The sequence below is a fragment of the Pseudomonas sp. GV071 genome (assembly GCF_003050835.1).
Lineage (GTDB): Bacteria > Pseudomonadota > Gammaproteobacteria > Pseudomonadales > Pseudomonadaceae > Aquipseudomonas.
This window is the reverse complement of sequence record NZ_QAOJ01000003.1, coordinates 17141-42885: the sequence shown is the minus strand read 5'-3', so window position 1 is coordinate 42885 and position 25745 is coordinate 17141. Positions and strand designations below refer to the sequence as shown.

Annotated in this window: 26 protein-coding genes; 11 read left to right on the top strand and 15 right to left on the bottom strand. The window is 62.9% G+C overall.

Going from position 1 to position 25745, the window contains the following annotated elements:
• Position 1 precedes the first annotated feature (1 nt).
• Positions 2 to 490, bottom strand: coding sequence for a FecR domain-containing protein (locus C8K61_RS06740; protein WP_108095443.1), 489 nt, complete (start codon positions 488 to 490; stop codon positions 2 to 4).
• 233 nt (positions 491 to 723) lie between these two features.
• Between C8K61_RS06740 and C8K61_RS06735 the strand changes: the two genes are divergently transcribed.
• Positions 724 to 2733 carry an HD family phosphohydrolase gene (locus tag C8K61_RS06735; protein ID WP_256589377.1) on the top strand — a complete coding sequence of 670 codons (2010 nt, stop codon included), beginning with the start codon at positions 724 to 726 and terminating at the stop codon, positions 2731 to 2733.
• A 108-nt stretch (positions 2734 to 2841) separates the two neighbouring features.
• Here C8K61_RS06735 and C8K61_RS06730 read toward each other — a convergent pair whose 3' ends face one another.
• Positions 2842 to 3579 (bottom strand): glutathione S-transferase family protein, encoded by a 738-nt coding sequence (locus tag C8K61_RS06730; RefSeq protein WP_108095441.1) that lies wholly within the window; start codon positions 3577 to 3579, stop codon positions 2842 to 2844.
• A gap of 145 nt (positions 3580 to 3724) precedes the next feature.
• Positions 3725 to 4639, bottom strand: a complete 915-nt coding sequence (locus C8K61_RS06725) for a LysR family transcriptional regulator (RefSeq protein ID WP_108095440.1) — start codon at positions 4637 to 4639, stop codon at positions 3725 to 3727.
• 116 nt (positions 4640 to 4755) lie between these two features.
• On the opposite strand from C8K61_RS06725, the gene C8K61_RS06720 reads away from it, so the two are divergent.
• Both C8K61_RS06720 and C8K61_RS06715 read left to right on the top strand, forming a co-directional pair.
• Positions 4756 to 5199, top strand: a complete 444-nt coding sequence (locus tag C8K61_RS06720) for a carboxymuconolactone decarboxylase family protein (protein ID WP_108095439.1) — start codon at positions 4756 to 4758, stop codon at positions 5197 to 5199.
• 2 nt (positions 5200 to 5201) lie between these two features.
• A complete protein-coding gene (locus C8K61_RS06715; RefSeq protein ID WP_108095438.1) occupies positions 5202 to 5618 on the top strand; it encodes a cupin domain-containing protein in 417 nt (138 codons plus the stop codon).
• An 83-nt stretch (positions 5619 to 5701) separates the two neighbouring features.
• On the opposite strand, the gene C8K61_RS06710 is transcribed toward C8K61_RS06715, so the two are convergent.
• The 10 genes from C8K61_RS06710 to C8K61_RS06665 form a co-directional block, all read right to left on the bottom strand.
• Positions 5702 to 6910 carry an MFS transporter gene (locus C8K61_RS06710; protein WP_108095437.1) on the bottom strand — a complete coding sequence of 403 codons (1209 nt, stop codon included), beginning with the start codon at positions 6908 to 6910 and terminating at the stop codon, positions 5702 to 5704.
• 87 nt (positions 6911 to 6997) lie between these two features.
• Complete coding sequence (locus C8K61_RS06705; RefSeq protein ID WP_256589376.1) at positions 6998 to 7741, bottom strand: ABC transporter substrate-binding protein; 744 nt, start codon at positions 7739 to 7741, stop codon at positions 6998 to 7000.
• An 85-nt stretch (positions 7742 to 7826) separates the two neighbouring features.
• Complete coding sequence (locus C8K61_RS06700; protein ID WP_108095436.1) at positions 7827 to 8786, bottom strand: zinc-binding alcohol dehydrogenase family protein; 960 nt, start codon at positions 8784 to 8786, stop codon at positions 7827 to 7829.
• 55 nt (positions 8787 to 8841) lie between these two features.
• Positions 8842 to 9015 (bottom strand): DUF1427 family protein, encoded by a 174-nt coding sequence (locus C8K61_RS06695; RefSeq protein ID WP_108095435.1) that lies wholly within the window; start codon positions 9013 to 9015, stop codon positions 8842 to 8844.
• A 102-nt stretch (positions 9016 to 9117) separates the two neighbouring features.
• Positions 9118 to 9888, bottom strand: a complete 771-nt coding sequence (locus tag C8K61_RS06690) for a helix-turn-helix domain-containing protein (RefSeq protein WP_108095434.1) — start codon at positions 9886 to 9888, stop codon at positions 9118 to 9120.
• Between the two features lie 3 nt (positions 9889 to 9891).
• The gene (locus C8K61_RS06685; RefSeq protein ID WP_108095433.1) at positions 9892 to 10503 is read right to left on the bottom strand and encodes a LysE family translocator; all 612 of its coding nucleotides are present in this window, start codon (positions 10501 to 10503) and stop codon (positions 9892 to 9894) included.
• Between the two features lie 58 nt (positions 10504 to 10561).
• Positions 10562 to 11455: a nucleotidyl transferase AbiEii/AbiGii toxin family protein gene (locus C8K61_RS06680; RefSeq protein WP_108095432.1), complete on the bottom strand. Its 894-nt coding sequence runs from the start codon at positions 11453 to 11455 to the stop codon at positions 10562 to 10564.
• Positions 11442 to 12026 carry a type IV toxin-antitoxin system AbiEi family antitoxin gene (abiEi, locus tag C8K61_RS06675; RefSeq protein ID WP_178086431.1) on the bottom strand — a complete coding sequence of 195 codons (585 nt, stop codon included), beginning with the start codon at positions 12024 to 12026 and terminating at the stop codon, positions 11442 to 11444. The genes C8K61_RS06680 and abiEi overlap by 14 nt, the downstream gene beginning before the upstream one ends.
• A 149-nt stretch (positions 12027 to 12175) precedes the next feature.
• Positions 12176 to 13840, bottom strand: a complete 1665-nt coding sequence (locus C8K61_RS06670) for an FMN-binding glutamate synthase family protein (RefSeq protein WP_108095431.1) — start codon at positions 13838 to 13840, stop codon at positions 12176 to 12178.
• A 144-nt stretch (positions 13841 to 13984) separates the two neighbouring features.
• Positions 13985 to 14935: a LysR family transcriptional regulator gene (locus tag C8K61_RS06665; RefSeq protein WP_108095430.1), complete on the bottom strand. Its 951-nt coding sequence runs from the start codon at positions 14933 to 14935 to the stop codon at positions 13985 to 13987.
• 210 nt (positions 14936 to 15145) lie between these two features.
• Here C8K61_RS06665 and C8K61_RS06660 point away from each other — a divergent pair, with 210 nt between their 5' ends.
• From C8K61_RS06660 to C8K61_RS06640, 5 genes are all read left to right on the top strand, one after another.
• Complete coding sequence (locus C8K61_RS06660) at positions 15146 to 16579, top strand: efflux transporter outer membrane subunit (protein ID WP_108095429.1); 1434 nt, start codon at positions 15146 to 15148, stop codon at positions 16577 to 16579.
• Positions 16576 to 18732, top strand: coding sequence for an FUSC family protein (locus C8K61_RS06655; RefSeq protein ID WP_108095428.1), 2157 nt, complete (start codon positions 16576 to 16578; stop codon positions 18730 to 18732). The genes C8K61_RS06660 and C8K61_RS06655 overlap by 4 nt, the downstream gene beginning before the upstream one ends.
• Entirely contained in the window at positions 18722 to 18922 is a 201-nt protein-coding gene (locus C8K61_RS06650) for a DUF1656 domain-containing protein (protein ID WP_108095427.1), read from the top strand. The genes C8K61_RS06655 and C8K61_RS06650 overlap by 11 nt, the downstream gene beginning before the upstream one ends.
• Positions 18923 to 18936: 14 nt before the next feature.
• Complete coding sequence (locus C8K61_RS06645; protein ID WP_108095426.1) at positions 18937 to 19833, top strand: HlyD family secretion protein; 897 nt, start codon at positions 18937 to 18939, stop codon at positions 19831 to 19833.
• Positions 19834 to 20192: 359 nt separating this feature from the next.
• A complete protein-coding gene (locus tag C8K61_RS06640) occupies positions 20193 to 20459 on the top strand; it encodes a DUF2790 domain-containing protein (RefSeq protein ID WP_108095425.1) in 267 nt (88 codons plus the stop codon).
• Between the two features lie 49 nt (positions 20460 to 20508).
• On the opposite strand, the gene metR is transcribed toward C8K61_RS06640, so the two are convergent.
• Positions 20509 to 21432: a transcriptional regulator MetR gene (gene metR / locus C8K61_RS06635; protein ID WP_108095424.1), complete on the bottom strand. Its 924-nt coding sequence runs from the start codon at positions 21430 to 21432 to the stop codon at positions 20509 to 20511.
• Between the two features lie 313 nt (positions 21433 to 21745).
• Here metR and C8K61_RS06630 point away from each other — a divergent pair, with 313 nt between their 5' ends.
• Both C8K61_RS06630 and rarD read left to right on the top strand, forming a co-directional pair.
• Positions 21746 to 22735, top strand: a complete 990-nt coding sequence (locus tag C8K61_RS06630) for an alpha/beta fold hydrolase (protein ID WP_108095423.1) — start codon at positions 21746 to 21748, stop codon at positions 22733 to 22735.
• A 230-nt stretch (positions 22736 to 22965) separates the two neighbouring features.
• Positions 22966 to 23871 (top strand): EamA family transporter RarD, encoded by a 906-nt coding sequence (rarD, locus tag C8K61_RS06625; protein WP_108095422.1) that lies wholly within the window; start codon positions 22966 to 22968, stop codon positions 23869 to 23871.
• Here the strand turns inward: rarD and C8K61_RS06620 are convergent.
• Complete coding sequence (locus C8K61_RS06620; protein WP_108095421.1) at positions 23806 to 24225, bottom strand: NUDIX domain-containing protein; 420 nt, start codon at positions 24223 to 24225, stop codon at positions 23806 to 23808. The two genes, rarD and C8K61_RS06620, sit on opposite strands and share 66 nt — an antisense overlap.
• 170 nt (positions 24226 to 24395) lie before the next feature.
• On the opposite strand from C8K61_RS06620, the gene C8K61_RS06615 reads away from it, so the two are divergent.
• Positions 24396 to 25730, top strand: a complete 1335-nt coding sequence (locus tag C8K61_RS06615; RefSeq protein ID WP_108095420.1) for a DEAD/DEAH box helicase — start codon at positions 24396 to 24398, stop codon at positions 25728 to 25730.
• The last annotated feature ends 15 nt before the right edge of the window (positions 25731 to 25745 follow it).

Genomic DNA, 25745 nt, shown 5'->3' with positions numbered 1-25745 from the left:
CTCAACCGTCGACTTTCACCAGGAAGTGGGTGCCTCGCACGCCGATGGTGCCAGTGGGGGTATTGATTTCCACCGCTTCGGGTTTGAGTTTGGCGATCACCCCGGAGATGTAGTTGAGCGTGCCGTGGGTGATTTTCGCGCTGAGTTTGAGGTCTTGCGCCGAGGGCTCATAGACGAAGGCATCGAAACTCAGCTGGCTATTGGGGCCGAACGACATCAGCGTGTTGTCTTCCAGGGTCACGCCGAGTGAGCCGTTGGCACCGGTCTTGATCGAGCTCCCAACGAACACCGGCATGCCGACTGTGGCCGGTTGCGCTTTGCCATCGACGATCACGGCGGCATCACCTTCGGTTTTCATCACATAACCGATGGCTTTGGCGTTGGTCGCAGGTAGTTTGGCCGGCTCTTCAGCGGCGTGCAGCCAGGTGGAAAAAAGCAGTGGGGCGATGACACTGAATAACCAAAGGCTGGTTTTTTTTGGCACAAACATACTAGTCTCCCTGAATGTCCCGATTTCCTGGGTTTAAAACCTTCTGAGCAAGCTGGGTAGAACGGTGCGACGCATGTGAGGTCGTATTGTCGCTACTTATAAAAGCTGCGATCAATGGGATTTGCCAGTATCACGGCAAAAAGGAATTTCTTATAACGGGTTGCAGTATGACAACAGCATTTTTCAAGTTCCGTTTAAAGAACTGGTCAGTTGTTCTAACCGCGTTTTTTGTTTTGCAGTTACTGCCCATTCTGGCGCTGACTTTCGGCCTGCCTGCGACCACCGTGCTGATGCTGTCGGTGGTGGTGCTGTTGTGCACCCTACCATTGGCGCTCAACGGCATGGACAGTATTAACCGCACCATCGAGCGCCTGGCCGAAGACACGCGGCTGATCCGTGAGATGGATTTTTCCGGCGAGCAGCCCAAGGCCTCGATGTTCTACGAAGTCGACAGCCTCAACCGCAACCATTCGAGCATGAAGGCGGCGCTGCAACACCAGACCCGCACCCTGCAGGAAACCCAACTGAAACTCGCCAGCCTGGTGGAGAACGGTTTGCTGCTGTCCTCCGAGCGCGACCACGAGGCACTGCTGCGGCACATCCTCATGCAGGGCAAGCAGATCTGTAACGCGCAAGCCGCGACCATGTACCTGAAGACCGAACACGACACCCTGCGTTTTGCCTTGCGCTCGATGGACGACGACCTGCCGGCCAGCGAGATCGTTCTGCACGACCCGGTCAGCGGCCTGCCCAACGAGCGCCATGTGTCCACCTACACCGCGCTGCACAATCAGGCGGTGGTGATTGACGATGTCTACACCGAAACCCGTTTCGACCTCAGCGGAACCCGGCATTTCGATACCCAGTCGGGGTATCGCACCGTGTCAATGCTCAGCGTGCCATTGGCGCCGCGCCAGGGTGAAGTGATCGGCGTGCTGCAATTCATGAACGCCCTCGACCCGCTGACCGGCGAGGTAGTGGCCTTCTCGCCGCAGGTGCTGTCGTACGTGGGCGCGCTGGCCTCGCAAGCCGCCATCGCCCTCGACAACCACAACCTGATCGATGCGCAGAAGGCGCTGATCGACGCCATGATCGAAATTCTTGCCGGTGCCATCGACGCCAAGAGTCCCTACACCGGCGCCCACTGCGAGCGGGTGCCGGAGCTGGCCCTGATGCTCGCCGAAGAGGCCTGCAAAGTCAGCCACGGGCCGCTGGCCGAGTTCAGTTTCAACTCCGCTGACGAGTGGCGCGAGTTCCGCATCGGCGCCTGGCTGCACGACTGCGGCAAGATCACCACCCCCGAGCACGTGGTGGACAAGGCGACCAAGCTGGAGACCATCTACAACCGCATTCACGAAGTGCGCATGCGCTTCGAAGTGCTCCTTCGCGACGCCCATATCGCCTGCCTGCAGGCCATTCGGGACGGTGTCGACGAAGACGGCGCGCGGGCTGAATACCAACGGGTGCTAGTGCAGTTGCAGGACGAGTTCGCCTATGTCGCCGAGTGCAATATCGGCAGCGAGCTGATGGCGCCCGAGCGCATCGAACGCCTGCAGCACATTGGCCAGCGCCCGTGGCTGCGCCATTTCGATGATCGCCTGGGGTTGTCGCAAGCCGAACTGCACCGCGTGGAACATCTCCCGATAGCCGAACTGCCAGCCCAGGAAAGCCTGCTGGCGGACAAAGCGCAGCATATTTTCCCGCGCACGGCCGGCCGCGAGTTCGACGCCAAATACGGCTTCAAGGTGACGGTGCCCGAGCACCTGTACAACTACGGCGAGCTCTACAACCTGAGTGTCAGCCGCGGCACTCTGACCGAAGAAGAGCGCTTCAAGATCAACGAACACATCATCCAGACCATCATGATGCTGGAGAACCTGCCGCTGCCGCGCAACCTCAAGCGGGTGCCGGAATACGCCGGTACCCACCATGAAAACCTGCTGGGCACTGGCTACCCGCGGCAACTGGATAAAGACAAACTGTCGATCCCGGCGCGGATCATGGCGATTGCCGACGTGTTCGAAGCGCTGACCGCCTCCGACCGCCCGTACAAAAAAGCCAAGACCCTTTCCGAGTCGGTGCGCATCCTCGCCAACCTGCGCGACAAGGGCCATATCGACGCCGACCTGTTTGCCCTGTTCCTGCAATCGGGAATGCCGCTGCGCTACGCGAAAAAGCACCTGCAGGTGGAGCAGATCGATGAGGTGGATATCGAGGCGTTTCTCAAGCCTGCAGTGGTTTGAGTCTTGTCTCGCTCCGTGGGAGGGGCTTCAGCCGCGATGCTTTTGATGTTTTAAAAGCTCGCGGCTCAAGCCCCTCGCACAGGTAGCGCATTTCATCGAAAGAACGCCTTAGCGCCGTGCGCGGTCTTCGGCGTAGCGGCGCATGATCCACTGCCCGGCCGGGCGCGCATGCAGCTCATCGAGAAAACCCTGGGTCTCGCCATCATGGCCGCTGATCTCGGCCCAGGGTGTGCCTGCCGGGGTAAAGATCGGCGCATACAAGGCCGCCGCGGCGATATCTGCCAGGCTAAGGCGCTCGCCCACCAGGTAGCGCGCCGGGTCGTTGTCAGTCAGTTGTTCAATCAGCTTCAACCCTTCGAGCAATTCAAGCCGCGACTTCTCCACCCGTGGCGGCGTGACGCCGTACAGGCGCAACACGCCGTTGCGTAGCACCGGCTTCATCGCATCGCGCAGGCCGAACAGCGGGCGATAAGGTTTGAGCATCGCCAGCATCACCGTGCGCCAGTCACGGATCTGCCCATACAGCCAGCGGCGTACGTGCACGCCCATGCGGTCGAAGTGTTCTTCCAGTTCCAGCACTGCGGTGCGCTGCTCGGCATCGGCGGGCAGCAGCGGGGCGTTGGGGTAGTGCTGTTCCAAGTACAGGGCGATGGTGCTGGAGTCGCCCACCACCTCGGCGCCGTCACGCAGAATCGGCAGCGTGTCGATACCGGCCAGGCGCCGGCTTTGCAAGCGGTGCAGGCCGGGAAAGAGGTCGTCTACCTGATAGGCCAGGCCTTTGTGGTCCAGGTGCCAGCGGGTCTTTTCGCAGTAGTGGGAGATCGGGAACTGGTAAAGCGTACGCATGGGCGCTGGCCTGCTGGGGAAGGGGAGGCCAGTGTAGAGGCTGGGGTAGTGACCGCCGAGTCTCGGCGCCCCAGCTTTGGTTGGGTAGTTTAAAAGCGCAGTCCTTTATGGGAGAGGCTTCAGCCTCGATTCCGGGGAAAGGTGCTCACAACCGCCACAACGGGTCCTCAGCCATGGTGTTCACCGCCCACTCGGTAAACGCCCGAACCCGTGCCGACAAGCGCCGGGCATAGGGGTAGACCAAGCTCATCGGCATGCTCGCCAGGCTCCAGTCCGGCAGCACTTGCACCAGCTTGCCGCTGTGCAGCAACGCTTGCGCCTCGCACAGCGGCACGGCGACAAACCCCAGCCCGGCCTCGGCCGCCGCCATATAGGCGCCGCCACTGTTGAAGCGCATGGCCGGGGTTTGTTCGAGCAGCACGCTGTCGTCGCCGCGCTGCAAACGCACCGGGTTTTGCCGGCCGCTGGCGGGGAACACGAAGGCGAGAAAACGGTGCTGGGCGAGGTCGACCGGGCTGTGAATCGCTGGCTTGCCGTGCAGGTAGTGCGGCGCGGCGCAGAGCACAAAACGCATCTGGCCGATGGCGCGGCAGACCAGGTCGGGGTCGGTGACGGTGCCGCCGCGAATCGCGCAGTCGACACCTTCTTGCACCAGGTCCACCACCCGCTCGCTGCAGCCCAGGTCGAGCTGGATCTCCGGGTATTGGGCGACAAAATCCGGCAGGGCGGGAATCAGCAAAAAGCGCCCGACCGGCGAGGGCATGTCCACCCGCACTTTGCCGCGGGCCAGGGTGCGGGTTTGCGAGACGCTGGCTTCCAGTTCGTCCATGTCTTCGAGCAGCGCCCGCGCCCGTTCGTAGTAGGCGGCGCCATCGGTGGTCGGCGATACGCGGCGGGTGGTGCGGTGCAGCAGTTTTACCCCGAGCTGGCTTTCCAGCGCCTGGATCTGCCCGGACAAGGTGGTCTTGGCCGTGACCAAAGCCTCGGCGGCGCGGGTGAAACTGCCCAGTTCCACAATCCTGCAGAACGCACGCATTGCATCGAGTCGGTCGAAGGCCATGATTGTCCGGTTAATCGTCTAATGTTTCCGAGTCTAGCCGGTTTATCCAAAGAATCGTGAGCAATACAGTAAGCCCATTCCCGGCATCCAGCCGGGGCACGTTGAGGATTACCAACATGAGCAACGCACGAGTCAACTACGCCCAAGTCGCCCCACACGCTTTCAAAGCGCTGCTGGGTCTGGAAAAAGCCATGGGCGAGTCGTCGCTGGAAAAGTCCCTGCACGAACTGGTGAAAATCCGCGCCTCGCAACTCAATGGCTGCGCTTACTGCATCGACATGCACACCGCCGACGCAATCAAACTGGGTGAAACCCCACGGCGCATTTTCGCTCTCTCGGCCTGGCACGAAACGCCGTTTTTCAGTGAGCGTGAACGCGCTGCCCTGCTGTGGACCGAGACCCTCACTCTGCTGGCCGAACGCGGCGCGCCGGACGCGGTATATGCCGAGGTCGCTGAGCAGTTCAACGAACGCGAACTGGCCGACCTGACTTTCGCCATCGCTACCATCAATGCCTGGAACCGTTTTGGTGTGGGCTTCGCCATGCAGCCGGCGGTGTGATCATGAACCATTCATTTCGAGTAGCGGCGCTGGCGCTTGCCCTATTTAGCGGACTGGCCAACGCCCACGGTGGCGGGGCGGGGGATGAAACGGTAACACCAGTGGCGCACGCGCAATTGCCCGCAGCGGTCGGCTCGGATGCCAAGGCACTGCGCGTCGAGTTCGCCCCGGGCGCCACTTCGCGCCCGCATACCCATCCGGGGCCGGTGTTTGTGGTGGTGGTTTCCGGGGTGGTGGAGTCGCAGTTGGATAACGCCCCGGTGCAGACGTACAAGGCCGGTGATGCCTGGTACGAGGCGCCAGGGCAGGAGCATCGGGTGACCCGTAATCCGAGCAAGAACAAACCGGCGGTGCTGGTGGCCTGGTTGCTTTCCGACGGCAAGGCGCCGTTGGTAAAGCCGTTGGCCCCTGACCAATAAACCGAGTGCTTTTCGTGTAGGAGCGGCTTCAGCCGCGATGCTTTTAGATCACAAGCATCGCGGCTGAAGCCGCTCCTACGAGATCACGACGTTGGCTCGAACCGCCACGCCACGAAAAACACCACCAACCCGGCCAGCGCCGTCGCCGCGCCGATGTAGCCGGTGGAGGTCCAGCCATACCCGGCGCTGATGGCCATACCGCCGAGCCACGGCCCCAGGGCATTGGCGAAGTTGAAGGCGGCATGGTTGGAGGCGGCTGCCAGGGTTTGTGCTTCCTGGGCAACGTCCATCAAATGGGTTTGCAGCGGTGCGCCGAGCGACACCATGGTGCCCACGGCAAACACTGCCGGCAGTACGGTCCAGGCCGACAGCGCAGCGCTGGGGAAAATCACCAGCACCAGCGCGCTCCATACCAGCAGCCAGGCCACTGCCTTGAACTGCAATTTATCGAACAGCCAGCCGCCGACCATGTTGCCGACGATGCTGCCCAGGCCAAACGCGGCCAGGGCAAATGGAATCCAGGCGGTGGACAGCTGGGTCACCTGCAGCAAGGTCGGCGCCATGTAGCTGAACACGCAGAACATGCCGGCAAAACCCACCGCGCTGATCGCCAGGGCCAGCCACACCTGGGGCCGGTTGAAGGCGCGCAGTTCGCGCATCGGATAGCTCGGTGGTTCGCTGCTGTCCGGTGGCAGAAACCAGGCGACCATGGCCACGGTACACAGCGCAATCACGCCGACCAGGGCAAAGGCAAAACGCCAACTGAAGTACTGGCCTATCAAGGTGGCCAGCGGGTTGCCCACCAGAATCGCCACGGTCAGGCCGAGCATCACCCGGCTGACCGCCTTTGCCCGTTTGTGCGGCGGTGCCATGTTAGCCGCCACCAGCATCGCCACACCAAAGTAGGCGCCATGGGGCAGGCCGGCGAAGAAGCGGAACAGCATCATCGAGTGGTAGTCCGGCGACAGCGCGGTGGCAAAGTTGCCCACGGCGAAAATCGCCATCAACAACAGCAGCAGGCTGCGCCGCGGCAAGCGTGAACCGAGGATCGCCAATAACGGCGCGCCCACCACCACACCCAGGGCGTAGGTGCTGATCACATTGCCGACTTGCGGCTCGCTGATTCCGAGGCCGGCAGCGACATTGGGCATCAGGCCCATGATCGAAAATTCGCCGGTGCCGATGGCAAAACCACCGAGTGCCAGGGCCAGTTCGATCAAGATAATGGCGCGGGCCGACAGGCGTTTGGCCATTGGCGTGGTGTGCGCCGCAGCGGGCAATACATCAGTCATGGGTACAGCCTCAAATCGAAAAACAATCGAGCGGTGATGTACTCACCGATGGGGCAGGGTGACAGAAAAACCTATCAAAAATAGGGCTTAGCGGTAGCGGGCGAGGATTTTTTCAAATTCGCCGTCGTTGCTCATTTGCACCATCGCACGCAGCAGCGCCATGGTCGGTACGTCGGGTTCGTCGCGGACAATGCACGAGGCCAGGTCCGAGGACAGTTCCAGCAAGGGTTGCAGTTTGTGGTGTGGCGGTTGATCGCGATTGAACCAGTTCAGGGTCAGCTCGCTGCTGACCGCGTAGTTGTTGCGCCCGGCGTCGAGCTTGAGCAGCGCCAGTTCCTGGGTACGGGCGTCGTCGCGTTGCAGGTCGTGGCTGTCAAACTTGGGTTGCAGCTGCGGGTAGACATACCCGAGCACCGTGCCCACCAGTTCGCCATGCAATTGCTCCAGGGTCACGGTACGCGGAGTACGTGCCACCAAGAGGTCGCGCTGGGTCATGAACGGCACGCTCCAGATGTACTGGTGGTGCGACTCGGTCATCCAGGTCGGGTTCACGTAGCAGCGCACATCGATCTCGCCGCGGACCAGCATGGCCTGTACGCGTTTGCGTGGCAGCACGAGCATTTCGGCGCGGCGCCCGACCTTCTGCGCCAGGCGCATTTGCAGGTCATAGACGATGCCGCCCACGGCTTCACCGTTGTCCACTTTGATCAGTGGCATGGCCCAGCTTTCGATCACCGAAAAACGCAGGGGGCGCTCATCCGCGGCGCTGCAGGCGCAGAACAGCAGAAGGGCGAGTGGCAGAAAGCGCATGGCAATACCGGGCTGAGTCATTCGCCCGGCTACCGGTTTTCAGCAGGCCGGCAAACGGGCGAGGGCAGGCAATCTTAACCACAAGCCCGCGCCCGTGTCGCCGCGATCAGGGCAGCAGAATGAATTTATCGCCGCTGCCGCCGTTCACTGCCTGGTAGCTGGCGACGCCTTCGCTGAGCGGCACTTCACGCAGCTCGGTGGGCAACGGCAGCAGGCCCTGATCGAACAGGCCGCCAAAGCCGTCGAGCATCGCCGCACATTCCTGCGGGGTGTACAGCAGCGAGTTGACGCCCACCAGTACGCCACCGCGGCGGTACAGGGCCAGGGCCGGCAACTGAACCAGGCCATCCACCGGCGCGGCGATAATGGCCAGGCGGCCGAAGGTGGCCAGGGCCGGAACGGCAGCTGGCAGCCAGAAGCCGGTGGTGTCAAAAATCACTTCGGCGCCACCTGGGAAGTGCTCCTCCACCTGCACAGGCAGGGCCACCGGGTCACCCAGCAGAATGGCCGGAATGCCACGGCTGGCCAGGTCCGCCAGTGATTCTGGACGGCGTACTGCGGCCAGCACACGAGCGCCTCGGGCTTTGGCCAGGTTGACGGCCGCATCACCCACTGCGCCGTTGGCGCCGATCACCAGAAAGGCCGTGCCGGCTTTTACCTGGGTGCGCTCCACCGCATCCCAGGCCGTGGTGAACGGCACGCCGCAGCTGGCGGCTTGGGCGAAGCTCAGCGATTGCGGCTTGAGCGCTACGTCGGCAGCGGGCAGGGCGATATGACTGGCATGGCTGCCATCGCGGGTAAAACCCAGGCCCTTGCCGGTGCCCCATACTGCTTGGCCGAGCAGGTGCTGCGGGCCCTGCACGACTACGCCAGCAAAGTCGCGCCCGGGAATCCGCGGCACCGTGGTGTACGGGAAACGGCCGAGGACGTTTTTCACGTCACTGGGGTTGAGGCCGGCAGCGCGAATTTCCACCAGCACGTCGCCGTCGCCAGCAAGTGGGGTGGGCACTTCAACGTGCTGGAGGGAATTCAGGTCGCCCTTGAGGGTGAATCGCAACGCGTGCATGGCTGCTCCTTGTGGTTCGGCAGATAAGCGCTTTGGCAGATAAGTAGAAGGACGATCAGGACAACCAGTGGCCGATCAGTTGCCGCCCGAACGGCAGCAACTGCTCGCCCGCCAGCATGCCGAGCAAACCGACCAGAGCAATAGCGGGCGGAGCCGGTGAACGCACGTCCAGCAGGTTGTAGATCACGCCAACCAGCAGGCCGGCGGACAGGGAAATCAGGTAGTTCATGTGAGCCTCCGTTCCCGGTAGTGAAGGGGGAATGGGCTCAGTCTAGCGACCGGAAAACGGTGCTCAGGTCAAAGGCTTCTGTTTGTCGGCCAAAGTGCTGGCTCAGCGCGATGCCAGGTAGTCGCTCGGTGCTACGCCCAGCTCGCGGCGGAACATGTCGCTGAAGCTGCTCGGGCGGTAGCCAAGGTCGGCGGCAATCCGGCTGACGGGTGTGCCTTCGATGAGCGCCGCCACCGCGGTCGCCAGCTGTACTTGCCGACGCCAGTGGGCGAAGCCCATGCCCAGGCTGTCCTGAAACAACCGCGCCAGGGTGCGCACGCTGGCGCCAGCGGCAGCTGCTTGCTGTTCAAAGGAGAAGGCTTGTGACGGCGAAGCGATCACTGCCTGGCACAGGTTGAGCAAGCGCCGGTCGCTGGCATCCGGCAGTGGTACACGCAGGTGCGAATGCTGAGCACGCTGCAATTCGAGCACAGCCAGGGCGCTGAGGCTTTGGTAATAGGCGCTGTCTTCGGCGCCTTGTTGCTCGACCAGGGCGAGAATCAGCTCACGCAACAACGGCCGCACTTCCAGCACCTGGGTGCTGCCGGGCAGGCTGTGGGGTTGGTCCGGACGCAGGTAGATGTTGCGCATCTCCAACTCCGAGACCACGCGTACCGCATGGGGCACCTGGGTCGGCAACCACACCGCGCGCAGCGGCGGCACCAGCACCGCTTCACTGGGCGTTTCCACCCACATGATGCCGCTCATGGCGTACAGCAATTGGCCCCAGTCGTGGGCGTGCGGTTCGATGAACATCCCGCGCGGGTAGCTGCGTGCTACGGCACGCAGGGCGGCGCCTGGGCTGTGTAAATCCGGTGGGGCTGCGCGGGCCATGGCTTAACGCAAGGTCGGCAGCGCCGCCCCCATCAGGGCGAACAGGCTACCGCAGCAGCGGTTGAAACCCTTGCCGCTGCGCTCCAACCAGGGGCGGATACGATGGGCCATGCGTGCCAGCAGGAATTCGACCACGCCCTCGAACAGCACAAAGGTCAGGACCAGAATCACGAACTGCAGCCACAGCGGGCGCTCGGGGTCGAGAAATTGCGGCAGAAAGGCGCCGAAAAACAGGATGACTTTTGGATTGGAAATGGCCGACAGCAGCCCCTGGCGAAACAGCGCGTGCCCCGACTTGCTCGGCCCCGCGCCCTCGATGTTCAGCTCGATCGGTGGCGCCCGCCAGAGTTGAATGCCCAGCCACACCAGGTAGGCGCCGCCGACCCACTTCAACACCGTCAAGGCATGGGCCGACGCCTGCAACAGCGCGCCGATACCGAACATCGACAAGGCCATCAACAGGGTGAACCCGAGCATGCCGCCGCCGATGGTGAACAGGGTTCTGCGCTGGCCATACAAGGCGCCATGGCTGAGGGCCAACAGGGCGTTGGGCCCCGGCGTGAGCGACAGGCCGACAACCGCGAGCAGGTAAACGAGCCAGGTATGCAAAGCCATGCTGGGTTATCCGTGGGAAGGCAATGAGGGGCGAGAATAGCAGGGCGGGCGCGCTTTTTTACATAGCGAAAACGGCTTCGGCGCTGTCGTTCAGGGTGCGTTGTACCTGGCCGTTCAGTTCGCGCAGATGGCGGACCAGCACCGACCAGAACGCCGGTTCATTGACCGTGCCGGTCACCAGCCGGGTTGGCAGAAAACGGCGCATCTCGTGGCGAAAGTCAGCGGCTACCTGCTCATCGCTGTCCATCCATGCAGTTCGCTGGGCAAAGGCCTGTTGGAAGTCCAGGGGCGTACAGCGATGGTCTGCCAGCTTGCGTTGCAACAACTCCCACGCCGGCGTCATCCCTTGCTGGCGCAGCCAGAGCAGGTCCCACAGGTCGCGGTTCTTGAAGCGGTTGGCGCGCAGGGCGAAGGCCAGCACTTTATCCACATAGATTTCTTCACGTGTCTGCGCCTGCACGATCAAACCGCTGGTGCCCATATCAACGCCATAGGGGTTGAGCAGCAACGACGGCTCGGGGCGGTAACTGGGGATGGCGCAGACGTCGATGTTGATCCGCTGCGCCGGCAGGCTCGCGCTTTCAGCGCGGGTCTGGATTTTCAGCTTCCAGGTGTCGACGTTGCCGGTTTCCTTGCGGGGTTCGCTGACGGTGACCGCCAGGCCGTATTTGCCTTTAAGGGTATCGACCAGCACCTGCGCCAGTTCGGCCAACTGCTCGCGGCTGAAGTCGGCACCGCCGGTGAAGTCGAGGTCTTCACTCAAGCGGTTGGAGCCGTAACAGGCACGCAGGCAAGTGCCGCCGATAAAGGTCAGCCTGGCCAGCAGACCGGCGCTGCTCAGGGCCCGCATGATGTCGTGGTGCAGCAGTTCTTTTTCCACCACCACCCGCAGCGGCGCCAACTCTTGGCTGTTGCGCAGTGCTTCATCGACCAGCCGATCAAACAGGCTCATCTGCGTTGCTCCCATCCATCTGCGCTGGGGCGACCAGGTCTCTGTTGCGGCGCGTGGCGCGCATATCGCGCAACGCCTGCTGCGGGGTCGCACGCCACAGCCGGCAGCGCGCATCGTATTGCAGGTGTTCGGCCAGCTCGGCCGGCTGCTGGCGGGTGTGGACGAACTCGATGGTGCCCCAGCGCCCGCAATCGATCTGGCTGCTGCGCCCGGAGGACATCAGGGTGATCCAACTGATCGGCACCTGGGAAATCGCCCCACTGTCGCTCAGCACGGTCTCAAGGCTCAGGTAGTTGAAATAGCCGGCTCGCAAACGTGCGGCAGCGTGCATCAGCAACAGGCCGTTACGCGGTGCGGCGGGCTCGAACAGATACAGGCCACGGCACACCCGGCGCAGCAGTGCGCCACTGTCGGCGCGGCTGAGCAGGGTTTTGTAGGCGCCGTCAGACAGCTCTGGTACCAGCGCGCGCAGGTCGTCGGGGGTAAACAGATAGCGCTCCGGGCCCGCCAGCGCATACAGGCTGTGGAGCAACTGGCGCATCGGTTGAATGGGCGTGGACGAGGGCAGCATGGCGAGTATCACTCAGCGGAAAGTTACACAAACTGTAAGTTAGTGTTGAGTGATGGCGCTGGCAAGGTCAATCACTCAACGGAAAGTTTCACTTAGTGTAACTTTCCGTTGAGTGATTGGCTGATTGGCTGATTGGGTGAGCGGTCGGCTCAGGCGGTTTGCATCGCGTCGGGTTTGGCCGGGGCTGCCGGCTGGTGGTCAGGCTCAGGTGGGGCGGCTTCAAAACTGTCGGCGCGGGCCATTTTCCACATCCGCTCGTAGAACTCGCCGCTGATCTTGCCGCTGAGTAACTCACCCGGTTTGAGGAACACATGCTCCTGGGCAAACAGCTTGATTTCAGTCGCGGAAATCCGTCGTACCAGGTGGCGGGCGTCCAGTTGTTTGGGATGGGAAAGCCCGGCTGCGGCGAGCATTTCTGCCAGGGCCTTGAGGGTATTGCGGTGGAAGCTGTAGACCCGCTGGGCTTTGTCTTCCACCACCAGGGCGCGCTGGCGCAACGGGTCCTGGGTGGCGACGCCGGTCGGGCATTTATTGGTGTGGCAACTCTGGCTCTGGATGCAGCCGATGGCGAACATGAATCCGCGCGCCGAGTTGGCCCAGTCGGCGCCGATTGCCAACACGCTGGCAATGTCGAAAGCGCTGACGATCTTGCCGCTGGCGCCCAGCTTGATTTTGTCGCGCAGGTTCATTCCCACCAGGGTGTTGTGCACGAACAGCAAGCCCTCGCGCATCGGCACGCCGATATGGTCGGTGAACTCCACGGGCGCCGCGCCGGTACCGCCTTCCTTGCCGTCGACCACGATGAAGTCCGGCACGATGCCGGTTTCCAGCATGGCCTTGGCGATGCCCATGAATTCCCATGGGTGGCCGAGGCAGAACTTGAAGCCCACCGGTTTGCCGCCCGACAGCTCGCGTAATTGCGCGACGAACTGCAGCAGCTCGATGGGGGTGGAGAACGCGCTATGGCGCGACGGCGACACGCAGTCTTCGCCCATCGGCACGCCACGGGTTTCGGAGATTTCCTTGGTCACTTTGTGCTTGGGCAGAATGCCGCCGTGGCCCGGTTTGGCGCCCTGGCTAAGCTTGATCTCGATCATCCGCACCTGTGGGCTTTGCGCCTGTTTGGCAAAGCGCTCGGGGTCGAACAGGCCGGTGCTGGTGCGGCAGCCGAAATAGCCGCTGCCCAGTTCCCAGGTGAGGTCGCCGCCGTGTTCGCGGTGATATTCGCTGATGCTGCCCTCGCCGGTGTCGTGGATAAAATTACCGAGCTTGGCGCCTTTGTTGAGGGCACGAATGGCGTTGGCACTCAGCGAGCCAAAGCTCATCGCCGAGATATTGAACAGCGAAGCCGAGTAGGGCTGTTTGCAGTCCGGGCCGCCGATGATCACGCGAAAGCTGTCGGGGTCAGTCAGCGTCGCCGGGCGCATGGAGTGGCCGATGAATTCGAAGCCGTTCTGGTACACGTCGATCAGGGTGCCAAAGGGTTTGTCGGCGCCCTCGTTCTTGGCCCGTGCATACACCAGGGAGCGTTGTGCGCGGGAGAACGGCAGCTTGTCGCCATCGGCCTCCAGCAGGTACTGGCGGATCTCCGGGCGGATGCCTTCGACCAGATAACGGATGTTGCCCAGGATCGGGTAATTGCGCCGCACCGCGTGGCGGGTCTGCAGCAGATCGCCGATGCCCACCAGGGTCAGCACGCCCGTCAGCAGGGTGAAAGGCCACAGCCATTCATGGTGATAGAACGGCAGACTGGCGAGGGTGAACACAAGGCAGGCAACAAAAAACGCGTAGCGGCTAAGCAGCGAAAGGCTCATGCGGGCTCCCTTGGGAATTAGGCGGCAGGGCTCAGCGTAGACGGGCTGGCACTACGAGTCGAGTTCAAGCGCAGCGTGGCTGAAGCCGCTCCTACGGGTATGCACACTCAATGGCAGTGGCTTTCGCCACGATGCTTTTTACCCTCACAACGCCTTCAGCATTCCGCTCAATTCTTGCAGGCTGTCTTCATCAGCCTTCAACCGCTCGGGCAAGGTGTCGCGCAGAAACTCCACCCAGGTGCGGATCTTGGCATCCAGGTATTGCCGCGAGGGGTACAGGGCAAACACCTTGAGTTGGTACAGCCGGTACAGCGGCAACACCCGCACCAGGCTGCCGTCACGCAGGCCGGCGATGGCTGAGTACACCGGCAGGGCGCCAATGCCGATGCCGGCTCGCACTGCTTCGGTCATCGCATCGGCGGTGTTGACCTGAAACACCGAGCGGTTAATGGCGACCATTTCATCACCATCCGGACCTTCGAATTGCCACTTGTCCAGGCTCATGGCGGCGTTCACCAGGCGCAGGCAGCGGTGTTGGTGCAAGTCGCCGGGGCGGTGGGCAAAACCGTTTTCGGCGATATAACCGGGCGAGGCGCAGAGCACGCTGAAGGTGCTGCCGATGCATTTCGACACCAGCCCCGAGTCTGGCAGTTCACGGGCGATCACCACCGACACGTCGTAGCCTTCGTCGAGGATATCGGTGGTGCGGTTGGCCAGGGTCAGGTCGAAACTGACGTCGGGGTATTTGCGGTTGTAGGCGGCGATGGCCTTGATCAGGTAGTGCTGGCCGATGCCGGTCATCGAGTGCACTTTCAGGTTGCCGGCCGGGTGCGCGTGGGCGTCGCTGGCCTCGGCTTCGGCCTCTTCGATATAGCCGAGAATCTGCTGGCAGCGCAGCAGGTAACGCTGACCCGCTTCGGTCAGGGCAATGCGTCGGGTGGTGCGTTGCAGCAGGCGGGTGCGCAGGTGGGTTTCCAGGGTGGCCACCGAGCGCGACACGTAAGAAGTGGTGAGGTCCATACGTTGCGCGGCAGCGGTAAAACTGCCGGTTTCGACCACGCACACGAAGGTGCGCATATTGAACAGGATGTCCACCCGGTAACTCCTCTGAGACGCCAGCCTGCTGGCGATGGCGGGTGCGCAGTCTGGCAGGAAACCTGCCAAAGATTGTCGCAGTTTAGTACACAATGATTGGCCAAAAACCTCGCTTATCCATCGCCCTCCCGCCACCTAGAATCGCCTCCCGAGTCGGCCAGCAAGAGCCGGACACCTTCATTAGCCGCCGCCTTGTCAGGATGTATCGCAGTGCCCCGCACCTATGGGCAATGGCTTCGCCTTGCCAGCTTGTGTCTGTGTTCCTTTTCCTTGAGTGCCTGCCTCGACAGCCGCGGTATTCGTCCTTTAAGCCAGGCACCTGCGCCGCTTGAGCCGGCTTCAGTGGCTATCACCTGGCCCACTGAACAGTGGTGGCAGGCCTACCACGACCCACAACTGAATGCCTGGATGACCCAGGCGCTGGCCGCCAGCCCCAGCCTGAAAATGGCCGCCGCGCGGGTGCGTCAGGCGCAGGCCATGGCGGGGCAGGTGGCGGCCGATGAGTCGCCGCAGGTTGGCTACGACGCGCAAATGCAACGCAAGCGCTGGCCGCAGGATGATTTCTACGGCCCCGGCTCGCTGGGGCGTACTAGCAGTTGGAATAACACCCAGGGTTTGAGCCTGAGCTACAACCTCGACCTGTGGGGCCGCGAGCGCAGCAACCGGTTGCGGGCGCTGAACCTGGCCCAGGTGGCGGCCACCGATGCGCGTGCCGCCGCGCTGGAGCTGCAAGGCAATCTGCTGCGCACTTATATCGGCCTGGCGTTGCGCTTTGCCGAACGCGATATCGCCCAAGCGGCGGTCGTTCAACAGCAGCAACTGCTCAGCCTGGCGCAGCGGCGCTTGTTGGCTGGTCTCGGCACTCAGTTGGAGCTCAGCCAAGCGCAGTTGCCGCTGCCGGACGTGCAGCGGCAACTGGACCTGGCGGACGAAGCCATCGCCCTCAGCCGCCATCAGTTGGCTGCGCTGGCCGGCCAGCCGCCGAGTGCTGGCGAGCGTTTGCAGCGCCCGCAACTGGGCTTGAGTGCGGTGCCAGCCTTGCCCCACAGCTTGCCGTTGGCATTGCTCGGCCGGCGTCCGGATATTGTCGCGCGGCGCTGGCAGGTGGCGGCCGAGGCGCAGGGTATCGAGGCGGCGAAGGCCGAGTTCTATCCCGATATCGACCTGCTCGGCAGCCTCGGTTCGACGGCGGTGCAGGGCGGCGGGCTGGATTTTCTCCGTTACGACAAACTCACCTACGGCCTCGGCCCGGCGTTGAGTTTGCCGATCTTCGATGGGGGGCGTTTGCGTGCCCAGCTGGGGGAACGCACGGCGGCCTACGACTTGGCTGTGGAGCATTACAACCAGACCCTGATCAGCGCGCTGCACAGCGTCGCCGATGTGCTCACGCGCCTGCATTCGTTGGCCGAACAACAGCACTTCGCTGCCCAGGCCTTGAGTGTTGCCGAGAACAATCGGCGCCTGGCCGAGGTGGCGCAGCAGCGCGGTCTCACCGACTACCGTGCGGTGTTGCAGGCGCAAACCGCAGTGTTCCAGCAGCAGCGTTTGCAGCAGCAGGTACTGGCCGCGCAATTGAGCAGTCAAGCTGACCTGTGGGTAGTCCTCGGTGGCGGCGTGTTGAATGGCGGAGGCGCTACACCATGAGCTCACTCAGTGCGATGCCGTGGCGCGCCACGCTGGCCGACTGGGGCCGTAGCGAAGGCCTGACCTGGGTGTTTATCGGCAAGGCGCTGCTCACCGCGTTTCTCGCGTTGTGGCTGGCCTACCGCCTGCAATTGCCGCAGCCAAGCACGGTGCTGGTGACGGTGTTTATCATCATGCAACCGCAGAGTGGGCAGGTGCTGGCCAAGAGTTTTTACCGCCTGATCGGCACCTTTGTCGGCCTGGCGATGATGGTCACCTTGATCGCCTTGTTCGCCCAGGAGCGGGTGCTGTTTCTGCTCAGCCTGGCGCTGTGGATTGGCCTGTGTACGGCCGGCGCCACCCGTTACCGCGACTTTCGTGGCTACGCCTGTGTGCTGGCTGGCTACACCGCGGCGATGATCGGCCTGCCCGCCACCTTGCATCCCGAGGGCGCGTTTATGGCGGCGCTGTGGCGGGTGCTGGAAATCTGCTTGGGGATCATCTGTACCGGGGTGGTCAACGGTCTGCTGCTGCCGCAGACCAGCAGCAGTTCGTTGCGCAGCACCCTGGCGCTGCGCTTTCGCGACTTTGCCGGGTTCGCCTGGGAAGGCCTGGCGGGCGAGCTGTCGCCGGCGCGCTTCGAACAGCTCAATGCACGGTTCGCCGCCGAGGCGGTGGGCCTGGAAAACCTGCGCAATGCCAGCGCCTTTGAAGACCCGCACATTCGCCTGCGCAGCGGTCGGCTGGCGCGGCTGAACAATGAGTTTATGCAACTCTCCACTCGCTTTCACGCGTTGTATCAACTGCTGCGGCGCTTGCAGGTGGCGGGCGAGCAGGGTGTGGTTGATGCCTTGCAGCCTTGCCTGGCGGAAGTCGCCGCGCTGCTGGCGCCGTTACGCACACGGCTATGCAGTGACAGCGAAGCGGTGCAACTGGCTGAGCGCTTACAGGCCTGCAAGCTGGAATTGATGGAACAGATTCGCCGCGCCCGCTTGCAGCTGAATATGCAGCAGCCGGTGGAGGCGCAGATGCTCGACTTCAACACCGCCGCCGAGCTGCTCTTTCGCTTTGCCGATGACCTGCACAGCTATGCCCTGACCCACGCCTCGCTGCTCGACCACCACCACGCCCGCGAAGATTTCAAAGACGCCTTTACCCCGCGCGCCAACGGCATGGCCGCCATCGTCGCCGGCATGCGCGGATCCTTGCTGATGCTGGCGCTCAGCGCCTTCTGGCTGGCCACTGCCTGGCCCAGCGGCACCACCCTGGTGATGACGGCGGGGATGATCACCGGGCTGGTGTCGGCCGGCGCCAATCCCAAACGCCTGGCGGCGCAGTTGTTTGTCGGCGCCTGTGGCGGGGCGCTGTTGGGCTTTGGATTACTGTTTTTCGTGCTGCCGCGCCTGGATGGTTTTGCCTTGCTCTGCTGCGCCCTGGCGCCGGTGTTTGCCGGTGGCGCTTTGCTGCTGTCACGTCCGCAGTGGGCCGGGTTCGGCATGGGGCTGCTGGTGTGGTTTTGCATGCTGTCGCTGCCGGCCAACCTGACCCTCTACAACCCCTATGGCTTTATCAACGAATACCTCGCGGCCTTGCTGTCGATGGCCATGGCCACGCTGGCCACGGCACTGATTCTGCCGCCCAACCGGCCGTGGTTGTGGCGGCGCCTGGAGCGCGACTTGCGCATGCGCGTGGTGTTCGCCGTCAGCGGCAAACTCAAGGGCCTGGTTGCCGGGTTCGAGAGCGGCACACGTGACCTGCTGAACCAGGCCCACGGTTTTTCCGCCGGACGCCCGGACGTGCAGCGCCAGCTGCTGCGCTGGATGTTTCTGGTGCAGGAGATCGGCCATGCGGTGATCGAGCTACGCCAGGAGCAGGCGGGCCTGCCAGCTCAGCCGTGCTACGCCGAGCACACGCCCTGGCGTCAGGCCATTCGCCTGATGGGGCGAGCGTTGATCCGCCTGTTCGTGCGGCCACAAGAGAGCAACCGCCAGCGCGCTTTACACGCCGTCGAGCAGGCTATCGCTGCTGTCCGTGCCACGCCCGAACCGCGCGCGCCGCAGTTCGACACCTCGCCGCTGCGCCGCGTGCTCAGCTACCTGCACTTTATCCGCAGCGCCTTGCTCGACCCCGAGTCGCCGTTGGCGCCTGCTGCCGGAGTTGCCGATGCCGCGTGAAGTGCAAGTGCTTGGCGTGTACATGCCGAGCCTTACCTTGTTGTTCCTGCTCTGCGTGGTGCTCGGTTGGGGCCTGGACCGCCTGCTCGCGTGGCTCGGTTGCTACCGCCACGCCTGGCACCCGACCCTGCTGCGCGTGAGCCTGTTTACCTGTCTGTATGGCGCGCTGGCGCTGTGCATTTATCGTTGAGGCGAGACCCACCCATGTCCCCGAAAAAGACCATCAGCGTGCTGGTCAGCCTGCTTGTGTTCGCCCTGGCGCTACTTATTCTGCGCACCCTGTGGAGCCACTACATGGACGCACCCTGGACCCGCGATGGGCGGGTGCGCGCCGATGTCATCAATATTGCGGCCGACGTCGGCGGGCTGGTGGTGGAAGTGGCCGTGGCGGATAACCAGGCGGTGAAACAAGGCGACCTGCTGCTGCGCATCGACCCCGAGCATTTCCAGTTGGCCGTGCAGCAGGCCGAGGCTGAAGTGGCCGCCCGCAAGGCAGCGTTGCACCGGCGCCAGGACAACGCCCAGCGCCGTGCCGATATGGATGAGCAAGTGGTGTCACGCGAAAGCCGCGACGACGCCAGCCATATGGCCGCTGTCGCACTGGCCGATTACCAGAGTGCCCAGGCCCGTCTGGAAGCGGCGCGCCTGCAACTGCAACGCACTGAAGTGCGTGCGCCGGTGGATGGCTATATCACCAACCTCAACGTCTACCGCGGCGACTTCGCCCAACGCGGCGAGGCCACCATGGCCCTGGTGGACAGCCATTCCTTTTATATCAACGGCTACTTCGAAGAGACCCGCCTGCCGCTGATCAAGGTCGGCGACCCGGCCGAGATGCGCATGATGAGCGGCGCCCGTTTGCACGGCCATGTCGACAGCATTTCCCGCGGCATCTACGACCGCGACAACCCGCAGAGCCATGAGCTGACCGCGGATGTGAACCCCACCTTCAACTGGGTGCGCCTGGCCCAGCGGGTGCCGGTGCGGATCAGGATCGACAGTGTGCCGGATGGTCTGCTGCTGGCGGCGGGGATGACGTGCACGGTGGTGATCAACCCGGACAGTAACGATGCCAATGAGCTGTTGCTGGGGATTGAATAGATCAGCGGTTTTCGTTTGCAGGAATCGCGGCTGAAGCCCCTCCCACAGGGTAAGAGGTTTCTTGTGGGAGGGGCTTCAGCCGCGATGTTTTTGACGTTGAGGGACGGCGATTATTGCGGTTCTAGTCAACAGTCCTTAGCCATCTTCGCGCTTAAAGCCCAGCGCCCCAAAACCTAAAATGAACCCGCCCCCCACGCAGGGGCCCATGCTCGGAAAGGCAGGGTTACACCGCCGTTTTTCACAAGACTGCGGCGGGCTCCAAACAGGCAATAAGCAAGAAACTCGGCTGGCAAATTTTCCACGAAAAAAGGCGCCAGCCGACTACTCCTCGCAGTACTTTGCAAACAGGTAACTACCCCATGAAAGCTCTAGTTTTACTGGCGTTGGCGGGCTACGCCTGCGTGTCTCTGGCCGGCGAACTGCCACAGGTCAGCGATAGCCAGGAGCAAGCAGAAGTCGAGCAATATGCCTATGGCATGGAATTGGATGTGGCGCGGGTCATCTCCATTTCCAATGACAACCACGAATGCGCCGTCGGCCCGGCGTGGATGACCTTCGAAGACCATCAGGGCCAGCGCCACACCGTGGAGTATCGGCAGATGGGTGATGGTTGCTCGAACGGTTGATTGCTCGAAGCCAGCAAGCCCTCGCCAAACGCGGTGAGGGCAAACGGCTTTACTTTTCCTTCGCCGCGCTCACGCCTTCCAGGGTGGAGAACGAGGTGTCTTTGGCAGTCAGCAGGAAGTCGCGCATAAACGGCGCGTCGAGCATGTCGGTGCGAATGCCGGCATACAGGGTGGCGAACAGACCCTTGTCGCCCAAGCGTTTGGCCGTCACATAACCGCGCGAGCTGTACTCGTGCAGCGCCCAGTTGGGCAGGCCGCACACGCCGCGGCCGCTGGCCACCAGCTGCATCATCATTACCGTCAGCTCCGAGGTGCGCACCTGCGCCGGTTCGATGTCGGCCGGCTCCAGAAAACGGGTGAAGATATCCAGCCGGTCGCGCTCCACCGGGTAGGTGATCAGGGTTTCCTTGGCCAGGTCGCCGGGCACGATATAGGGCTTTTTCGCCAGGTCGTGCTGGTTGGCCACCGCGAGCATCGCTTCGTAGGTGAACAGCGGCACGTAGGTGATGCCTGAGAGGTCGATGGGGTCGGAGGTCACCACCAGGTCGAGGTCGCCACGGGCCAGCGCCGGCAGGGGCGCGAAGGAGAAACCCGAGGCCAGGTCCAGCTCCACTTCCGGCCAGGCATCGCGGAACTGGTCGATGGTCGGCATCAGCCACTGGAAGCAGCTGTGGCATTCGATCGCCATGTGCAGACGGCCGGCGGTGCCGCCTACCAGCCGCGCCATGTCGCGCTCGGCGGCGCGCAGTTGCGGCAGCAGCGAGTCGGCCAGTTGCAGCAGGCGCAGGCCGGCGCTGGTGAAACGCACCGGTTTGGTCTTGCGCACGAACAGCTGCATGCCCAGGCGTTCCTCCAGTTCCTTGAACTGGTGGGAGAGAGCGGATTGGGTCAGGTGCAGGCGCTCGGCTGCGTCCACCAGGCTGTCGGTTTCACGCAGCGCATGCAGGGTTTTCAGGTGGCGCAGTTCCAACATGGCGGGGCTCTCGGCGTGGGTTGAGTAGGGAACATGAGCGAAATTAACGTGAATTAATTTGCGGTTCAATTTGTTTTTATTGAATTTTAATCATGTTTTCGTGGCTCGTAGGAGCGGCTTCAGCCGCGATGCTTTTACGATCAAAAGCATCGCGGCTGATTGGAATGCCGCCCAGCCGCTCCTACAAAGAACGACGTGCGCGTCACGACCGTTCGGCGCCCTTCATCAAATTGTCACGGTTGTGTGGCAGCGCGATCCTACGTCTGTCAGCACAATCCGGCCTTACTGGGGTTTTGCGTGTTGGTATTTTCTTATGCGTGCGTTTCTTTTCTGGGCCGCCTTGTGGTGTGCCTTGCCGTCTTTTGCGGCTTCGCGGTGCGATGTCAATGTTGTCACTCAACGGGCTGATCTGGGCGAGGTGACCCTTGCGTACCAGAGCATTGGCCGTGAGTCCGATCCGGCGCTGCTGCTGGTCATGGGCTTGGGTGGGCAGTTGATCCATTGGCCGGACGAGGTGGTGGTCGCCCTCTGTCAGCAGGGCTTTCGGGTGATCCGCTACGACAACCGAGACGTCGGCCTGTCCACCTGGGCGCACGCGCCGGAGCCGGCCAACCTCACCTATGAGGTGCTGCGCTACAAACTGGGTTTTTCCGTGGCCGCGCCCTATAGCCTCACCGATATGGCCCAGGATGCATTGGGCTTGATGGATAACCTGCATGTGTCGCGCTTTCACGTGTTGGGCGCGAGCATGGGCGGCATGATCGCCCAGCACATGGCCGACATGGCCCCGCAACGGGTGACCAGCCTGACCCTGATCATGACCAGCTCTGGCGCCCAGGGCTTGCCTGAACCCAAGCCCGCCTTGCTGGCGCTGCTGGCCCGCCGTGAAGCGCCGAACCGCGATGTGGCCATCGAACAGCAGGCCGACCTGCTCGCGGCCCTCGGCAGCCCGACTGTGCACGATGATCGCCAATTGCTGAAAGAGCAGGCCGCCGTCGCCTACGACCGCGCCTTCAATCCCCAGGGCGTGCAGCGGCAGATTCTCGCGATCCTCGCCGAACCGAGCCGCGTGGCCTTGCTCGACCGCCTGCGGGTACCGACCCTGGTGGTGCATGGCACAGCCGACCCGTTGCTGCCGGTGATGCATGGCGTGCATGTGGCGGCGCATATCAAGGGCGCGCAGTTGAAGCTGATTCCAGGGCTGGCCCATCGTTTCCAGGAGGCGTTCAAGGCGCCGTTGCTGGCGGCCGTGTTGCCGTATCTGGCGGAGCATCGGCAGCCGGTGGGGTTGGCGCAGCTTTGATACAACGTAGGTTGGGTTGAGCCAAAGGCGAAGCCCAACGATACAAATCCGATTGCGCCATCTTCGATTTCAAACAGAACAGTTCGGGCTCCAAACGCCCCCGTCTGGCATCGGTGGTGGTTCTAAGCCTGCGTATCGTTGGGCTTCGCTGCGCTCAACCCAACCTACCCCGCGACAGAAGGCTGGCAACCGCGCTATGGTCGCCGGCTATTTTTGTTGATGGAGCAGACATGAAGCTGTCCGGTCGCGGGGTGGCACTGTCGGTGACGGCGTCGTTGCTGTTCGCCTTTATGCCGGGCTATGTGAAACAGCTGGCACCGCTGGATGGCGTGCAGATTTTCGCCCAACGGGTGCTCTGGTCGATCCCCATGGTGTTGCTGTTGGTGGCCCTGTCGCGGCAATGGGGGCTGCTGTTCGGCGTCTTGCAGCGCCTGCGCCGCGAGCCGTTGCTGGTGTTGGCCTTGCCGGTGGCAGCCGCGCTGATCGGCATTCAGTGGGGGCTGTTTTTGTGGGCGCCGCTGCAGGGCATGATGCTCGACATCACCCTCGGCTACTTCCTCCTGCCGCTGTCGATGGTGCTGGTCGGCCGGCTGTTCTACCGCGAACGCCTGAGCCCGTTGCAGGGCATCGCCGTGGGCCTGGCGTTGCTCGGTGTGCTGCATGAACTGTGGCTGACCCGGGCGTTTTCCTGGGCGACCCTGGTGACCGCGCTGGGTTACCCGCCTTACTTCATGCTGCGCCGCTGGATGCGCCTGGACTCGCTATCCGGCTTCATCCTGGAAATGCTTATGCTGGCGCCGGTGGCGATCTGGCTGATCCTCACCTACGGCCCGGACAACCTGTTCACCGTTGCACCGCACATGTGGTGGTTGTTGCCTGGCATCGGCCTGCTCGGCACCTTGGCCTTCGCGGCGATGATGGCGTCCAGTCGCCTGTTGCCGCTGGGGGTATTCGGCATTCTCAGTTACGTCGAGCCGGCGTTGCTGTTTGCCGTGGCGGTGCTGTTTCTTGGCGAAACCTTCAACCCGGCGCAGCTGTGGACCTACATCCCGATCTGGCTTGCGATCGTATTAACCGCCTGGGACAGCATTCATCAGCTGCGCAAGCAGGCGCGGCAACACGTGCAGCCGCAGTAGCGGCGCCAGGTCGTCGCGCTCGGGCGCCTGCAGGTCGAGCCAGGCCAACTCTTCCAGTTCAGCGGCTGCGGCCACGGGCTGGTTGAGGGGAGCGACGAAGATGTCGGCATCGATCCAGGTGTCGGGCTCATTGGCTGCTGGCGCCTGGAACTGGCCGAGCACCTCGAACGCTTCGGCCGGCAGACTCAGGTTCAACTCTTCGAGCAATTCGCGCTGCAACGCGGCGATAGCCGTTTCGCCCGCTTCACGTTTGCCGCCGGGCAACATGAACGCCTGGGTGCCGCGTTTACGCACCAGCAGTAAACGGCCCTGGGCGTCGAGCAGGCAGGCGGCGGCAATGGCGAGAACGGTCATGAGGGCTCCTTCGGGGCAATTTTTTCGCGCGCCAGAATGCCAGCTCACAGCGTTTTTGTAATGCCGCTGCGTGCGCCTGTGGTCGATAGCCTGCACAGACTGCGGGCGTTCCGGGGCAACAACCGGTAACCTATGCGGCTGTTTAGTGATCTTCGCCGAGGTAGCCCCCCGTGTTTTCCCAATTCGCCCTGCATGAACGCCTGCTTAAAGCCGTGGCCGAGCTGAAGTTTGTCGAGCCCACCCCGGTACAAGTCGCGGCCATTCCGCCGGCGCTGGAAGGGAAAGACCTGCGGGTTACCGCGCAGACCGGCAGCGGCAAAACCGCTGCGTTCGTCCTGCCGCTGCTCAACCGCCTGATGGGCGACGCCAAACCCCGCGTAGTGATCCGCGCGCTGATCCTGCTGCCAACCCGCGAGCTGGCGCAGCAAACCTTGAAGGAAGTGGAGCGCTTCTCGCAGTTCACCTTCATCAAGTCCGGCCTGATCACCGGCGGCGAAGATTTCAAAGTGCAAGCCGCCATGCTGCGCAAGGTGCCGGACATTCTGATCGGCACGCCTGGCCGTCTGCTCGAGCAACTGAACGCCGGCAACCTCGACCTCAAGGCCGTGGAAGTGCTGGTGCTGGACGAAGCCGACCGCATGCTCGACATGGGGTTCGCCGAAGACGTGCAGCGCCTGGCCGGTGAGTGCAAAGGCGCGCACCAGACCATGCTGTTCTCCGCCACCAGCGGCGGCAATGGCCTGCGCGAGATGGTCGCCTCGGTCCTCAAAGACCCGCAGCACCTGCAACTCAACGCTGTCAGCCAGCTCAGCGATGGCGTGCGCCAGCAGATCATCACCGCCGACCACAACCAGCACAAAGAGCAGCTGGTGTATTGGTTGCTGGCCAACGAGACCTACCAGAAAGCGATCATCTTCACCAACACCCGCGTGGCTGCCGACCGCCTCTATGGGCGCCTGGTGGCTGCCGAGCACAAGGTGTTCGTGCTGCATGGTGAGAAAGACCAGAAGGACCGCAAGCTGGCCATCGACCGCCTGAAGCAGGGTGGGGTGAAAATCCTCGTGGCGACCGACGTCGCGGCCCGTGGTCTGGACGTGGATGGCCTGGATCTGGTGATCAACTACGACATGCCGCGCAGCGGCGACGAATACGTGCACCGCATCGGCCGCACCGGCCGCGCCGGTAACGAAGGCCTGGCGATCTCGCTGATCTGCCACGGCGACTGGAACCTGATGTCGAGCATCGAGCGCTACCTCAAACAGAGCTTCGAGCGCCGCACCGTCAAGGAACTGAAAGGCACCTACGGCGGCCCGAAAAAGGTCAAAGCCTCGGGTAAAGCCGTCGGCGTGAAGAAGAAAAAGACCGACAAGAAAGGCGACAAGAAGGCCGTGGCCAAGTCACCCACCAAGCGCAAAACCGCCAACAAGCCCAAGAGCTCGCTGGTTAGCGGTGATGGCATGGCGCCGTTGAAGCGCAAGAAGCCGGAAGCGCCTGCGGCGGAGTAATTCCGCACCCTCCAC

Bases quoted from the DNA above. Each gene is read 5' to 3' on its own strand.
- C8K61_RS06740 (WP_108095443.1), bottom strand. From the start codon at position 490: ATGTTTGTGCCAAAAAAAACCAGCCTTTGGTTATTCAGTGTCATCGCC.
- C8K61_RS06730 (WP_108095441.1), bottom strand. From the start codon at position 3,579: ATGCGTACGCTTTACCAGTTCCCGATCTCCCACTACTGCGAAAAGACC.
- C8K61_RS06725 (WP_108095440.1), bottom strand. From the start codon at position 4,639: ATGGCCTTCGACCGACTCGATGCAATGCGTGCGTTCTGCAGGATTGTG.
- C8K61_RS06720 (WP_108095439.1), top strand. From the start codon at position 4,756: ATGAGCAACGCACGAGTCAACTACGCCCAAGTCGCCCCACACGCTTTC.
- C8K61_RS06715 (WP_108095438.1), top strand. From the start codon at position 5,202: ATGAACCATTCATTTCGAGTAGCGGCGCTGGCGCTTGCCCTATTTAGC.
- C8K61_RS06710 (WP_108095437.1), bottom strand. From the start codon at position 6,910: ATGACTGATGTATTGCCCGCTGCGGCGCACACCACGCCAATGGCCAAA.
- C8K61_RS06705 (WP_256589376.1), bottom strand. From the start codon at position 7,741: ATGACTCAGCCCGGTATTGCCATGCGCTTTCTGCCACTCGCCCTTCTG.
- C8K61_RS06700 (WP_108095436.1), bottom strand. From the start codon at position 8,786: ATGCACGCGTTGCGATTCACCCTCAAGGGCGACCTGAATTCCCTCCAG.
- C8K61_RS06695 (WP_108095435.1), bottom strand. From the start codon at position 9,015: ATGAACTACCTGATTTCCCTGTCCGCCGGCCTGCTGGTTGGCGTGATC.
- C8K61_RS06690 (WP_108095434.1), bottom strand. From the start codon at position 9,888: ATGGCCCGCGCAGCCCCACCGGATTTACACAGCCCAGGCGCCGCCCTG.
- C8K61_RS06685 (WP_108095433.1), bottom strand. From the start codon at position 10,503: ATGGCTTTGCATACCTGGCTCGTTTACCTGCTCGCGGTTGTCGGCCTG.
- C8K61_RS06680 (WP_108095432.1), bottom strand. From the start codon at position 11,455: ATGAGCCTGTTTGATCGGCTGGTCGATGAAGCACTGCGCAACAGCCAA.
- abiEi (WP_178086431.1), bottom strand. From the start codon at position 12,026: ATGCTGCCCTCGTCCACGCCCATTCAACCGATGCGCCAGTTGCTCCAC.
- C8K61_RS06670 (WP_108095431.1), bottom strand. From the start codon at position 13,840: ATGAGCCTTTCGCTGCTTAGCCGCTACGCGTTTTTTGTTGCCTGCCTT.
- C8K61_RS06655 (WP_108095428.1), top strand. From the start codon at position 16,576: ATGAGCTCACTCAGTGCGATGCCGTGGCGCGCCACGCTGGCCGACTGG.
- C8K61_RS06650 (WP_108095427.1), top strand. From the start codon at position 18,722: ATGCCGCGTGAAGTGCAAGTGCTTGGCGTGTACATGCCGAGCCTTACC.
- C8K61_RS06645 (WP_108095426.1), top strand. From the start codon at position 18,937: ATGTCCCCGAAAAAGACCATCAGCGTGCTGGTCAGCCTGCTTGTGTTC.
- C8K61_RS06640 (WP_108095425.1), top strand. From the start codon at position 20,193: ATGAAAGCTCTAGTTTTACTGGCGTTGGCGGGCTACGCCTGCGTGTCT.
- metR (WP_108095424.1), bottom strand. From the start codon at position 21,432: ATGTTGGAACTGCGCCACCTGAAAACCCTGCATGCGCTGCGTGAAACC.
- C8K61_RS06630 (WP_108095423.1), top strand. From the start codon at position 21,746: ATGCGTGCGTTTCTTTTCTGGGCCGCCTTGTGGTGTGCCTTGCCGTCT.
- rarD (WP_108095422.1), top strand. From the start codon at position 22,966: ATGAAGCTGTCCGGTCGCGGGGTGGCACTGTCGGTGACGGCGTCGTTG.
- C8K61_RS06620 (WP_108095421.1), bottom strand. From the start codon at position 24,225: ATGACCGTTCTCGCCATTGCCGCCGCCTGCCTGCTCGACGCCCAGGGC.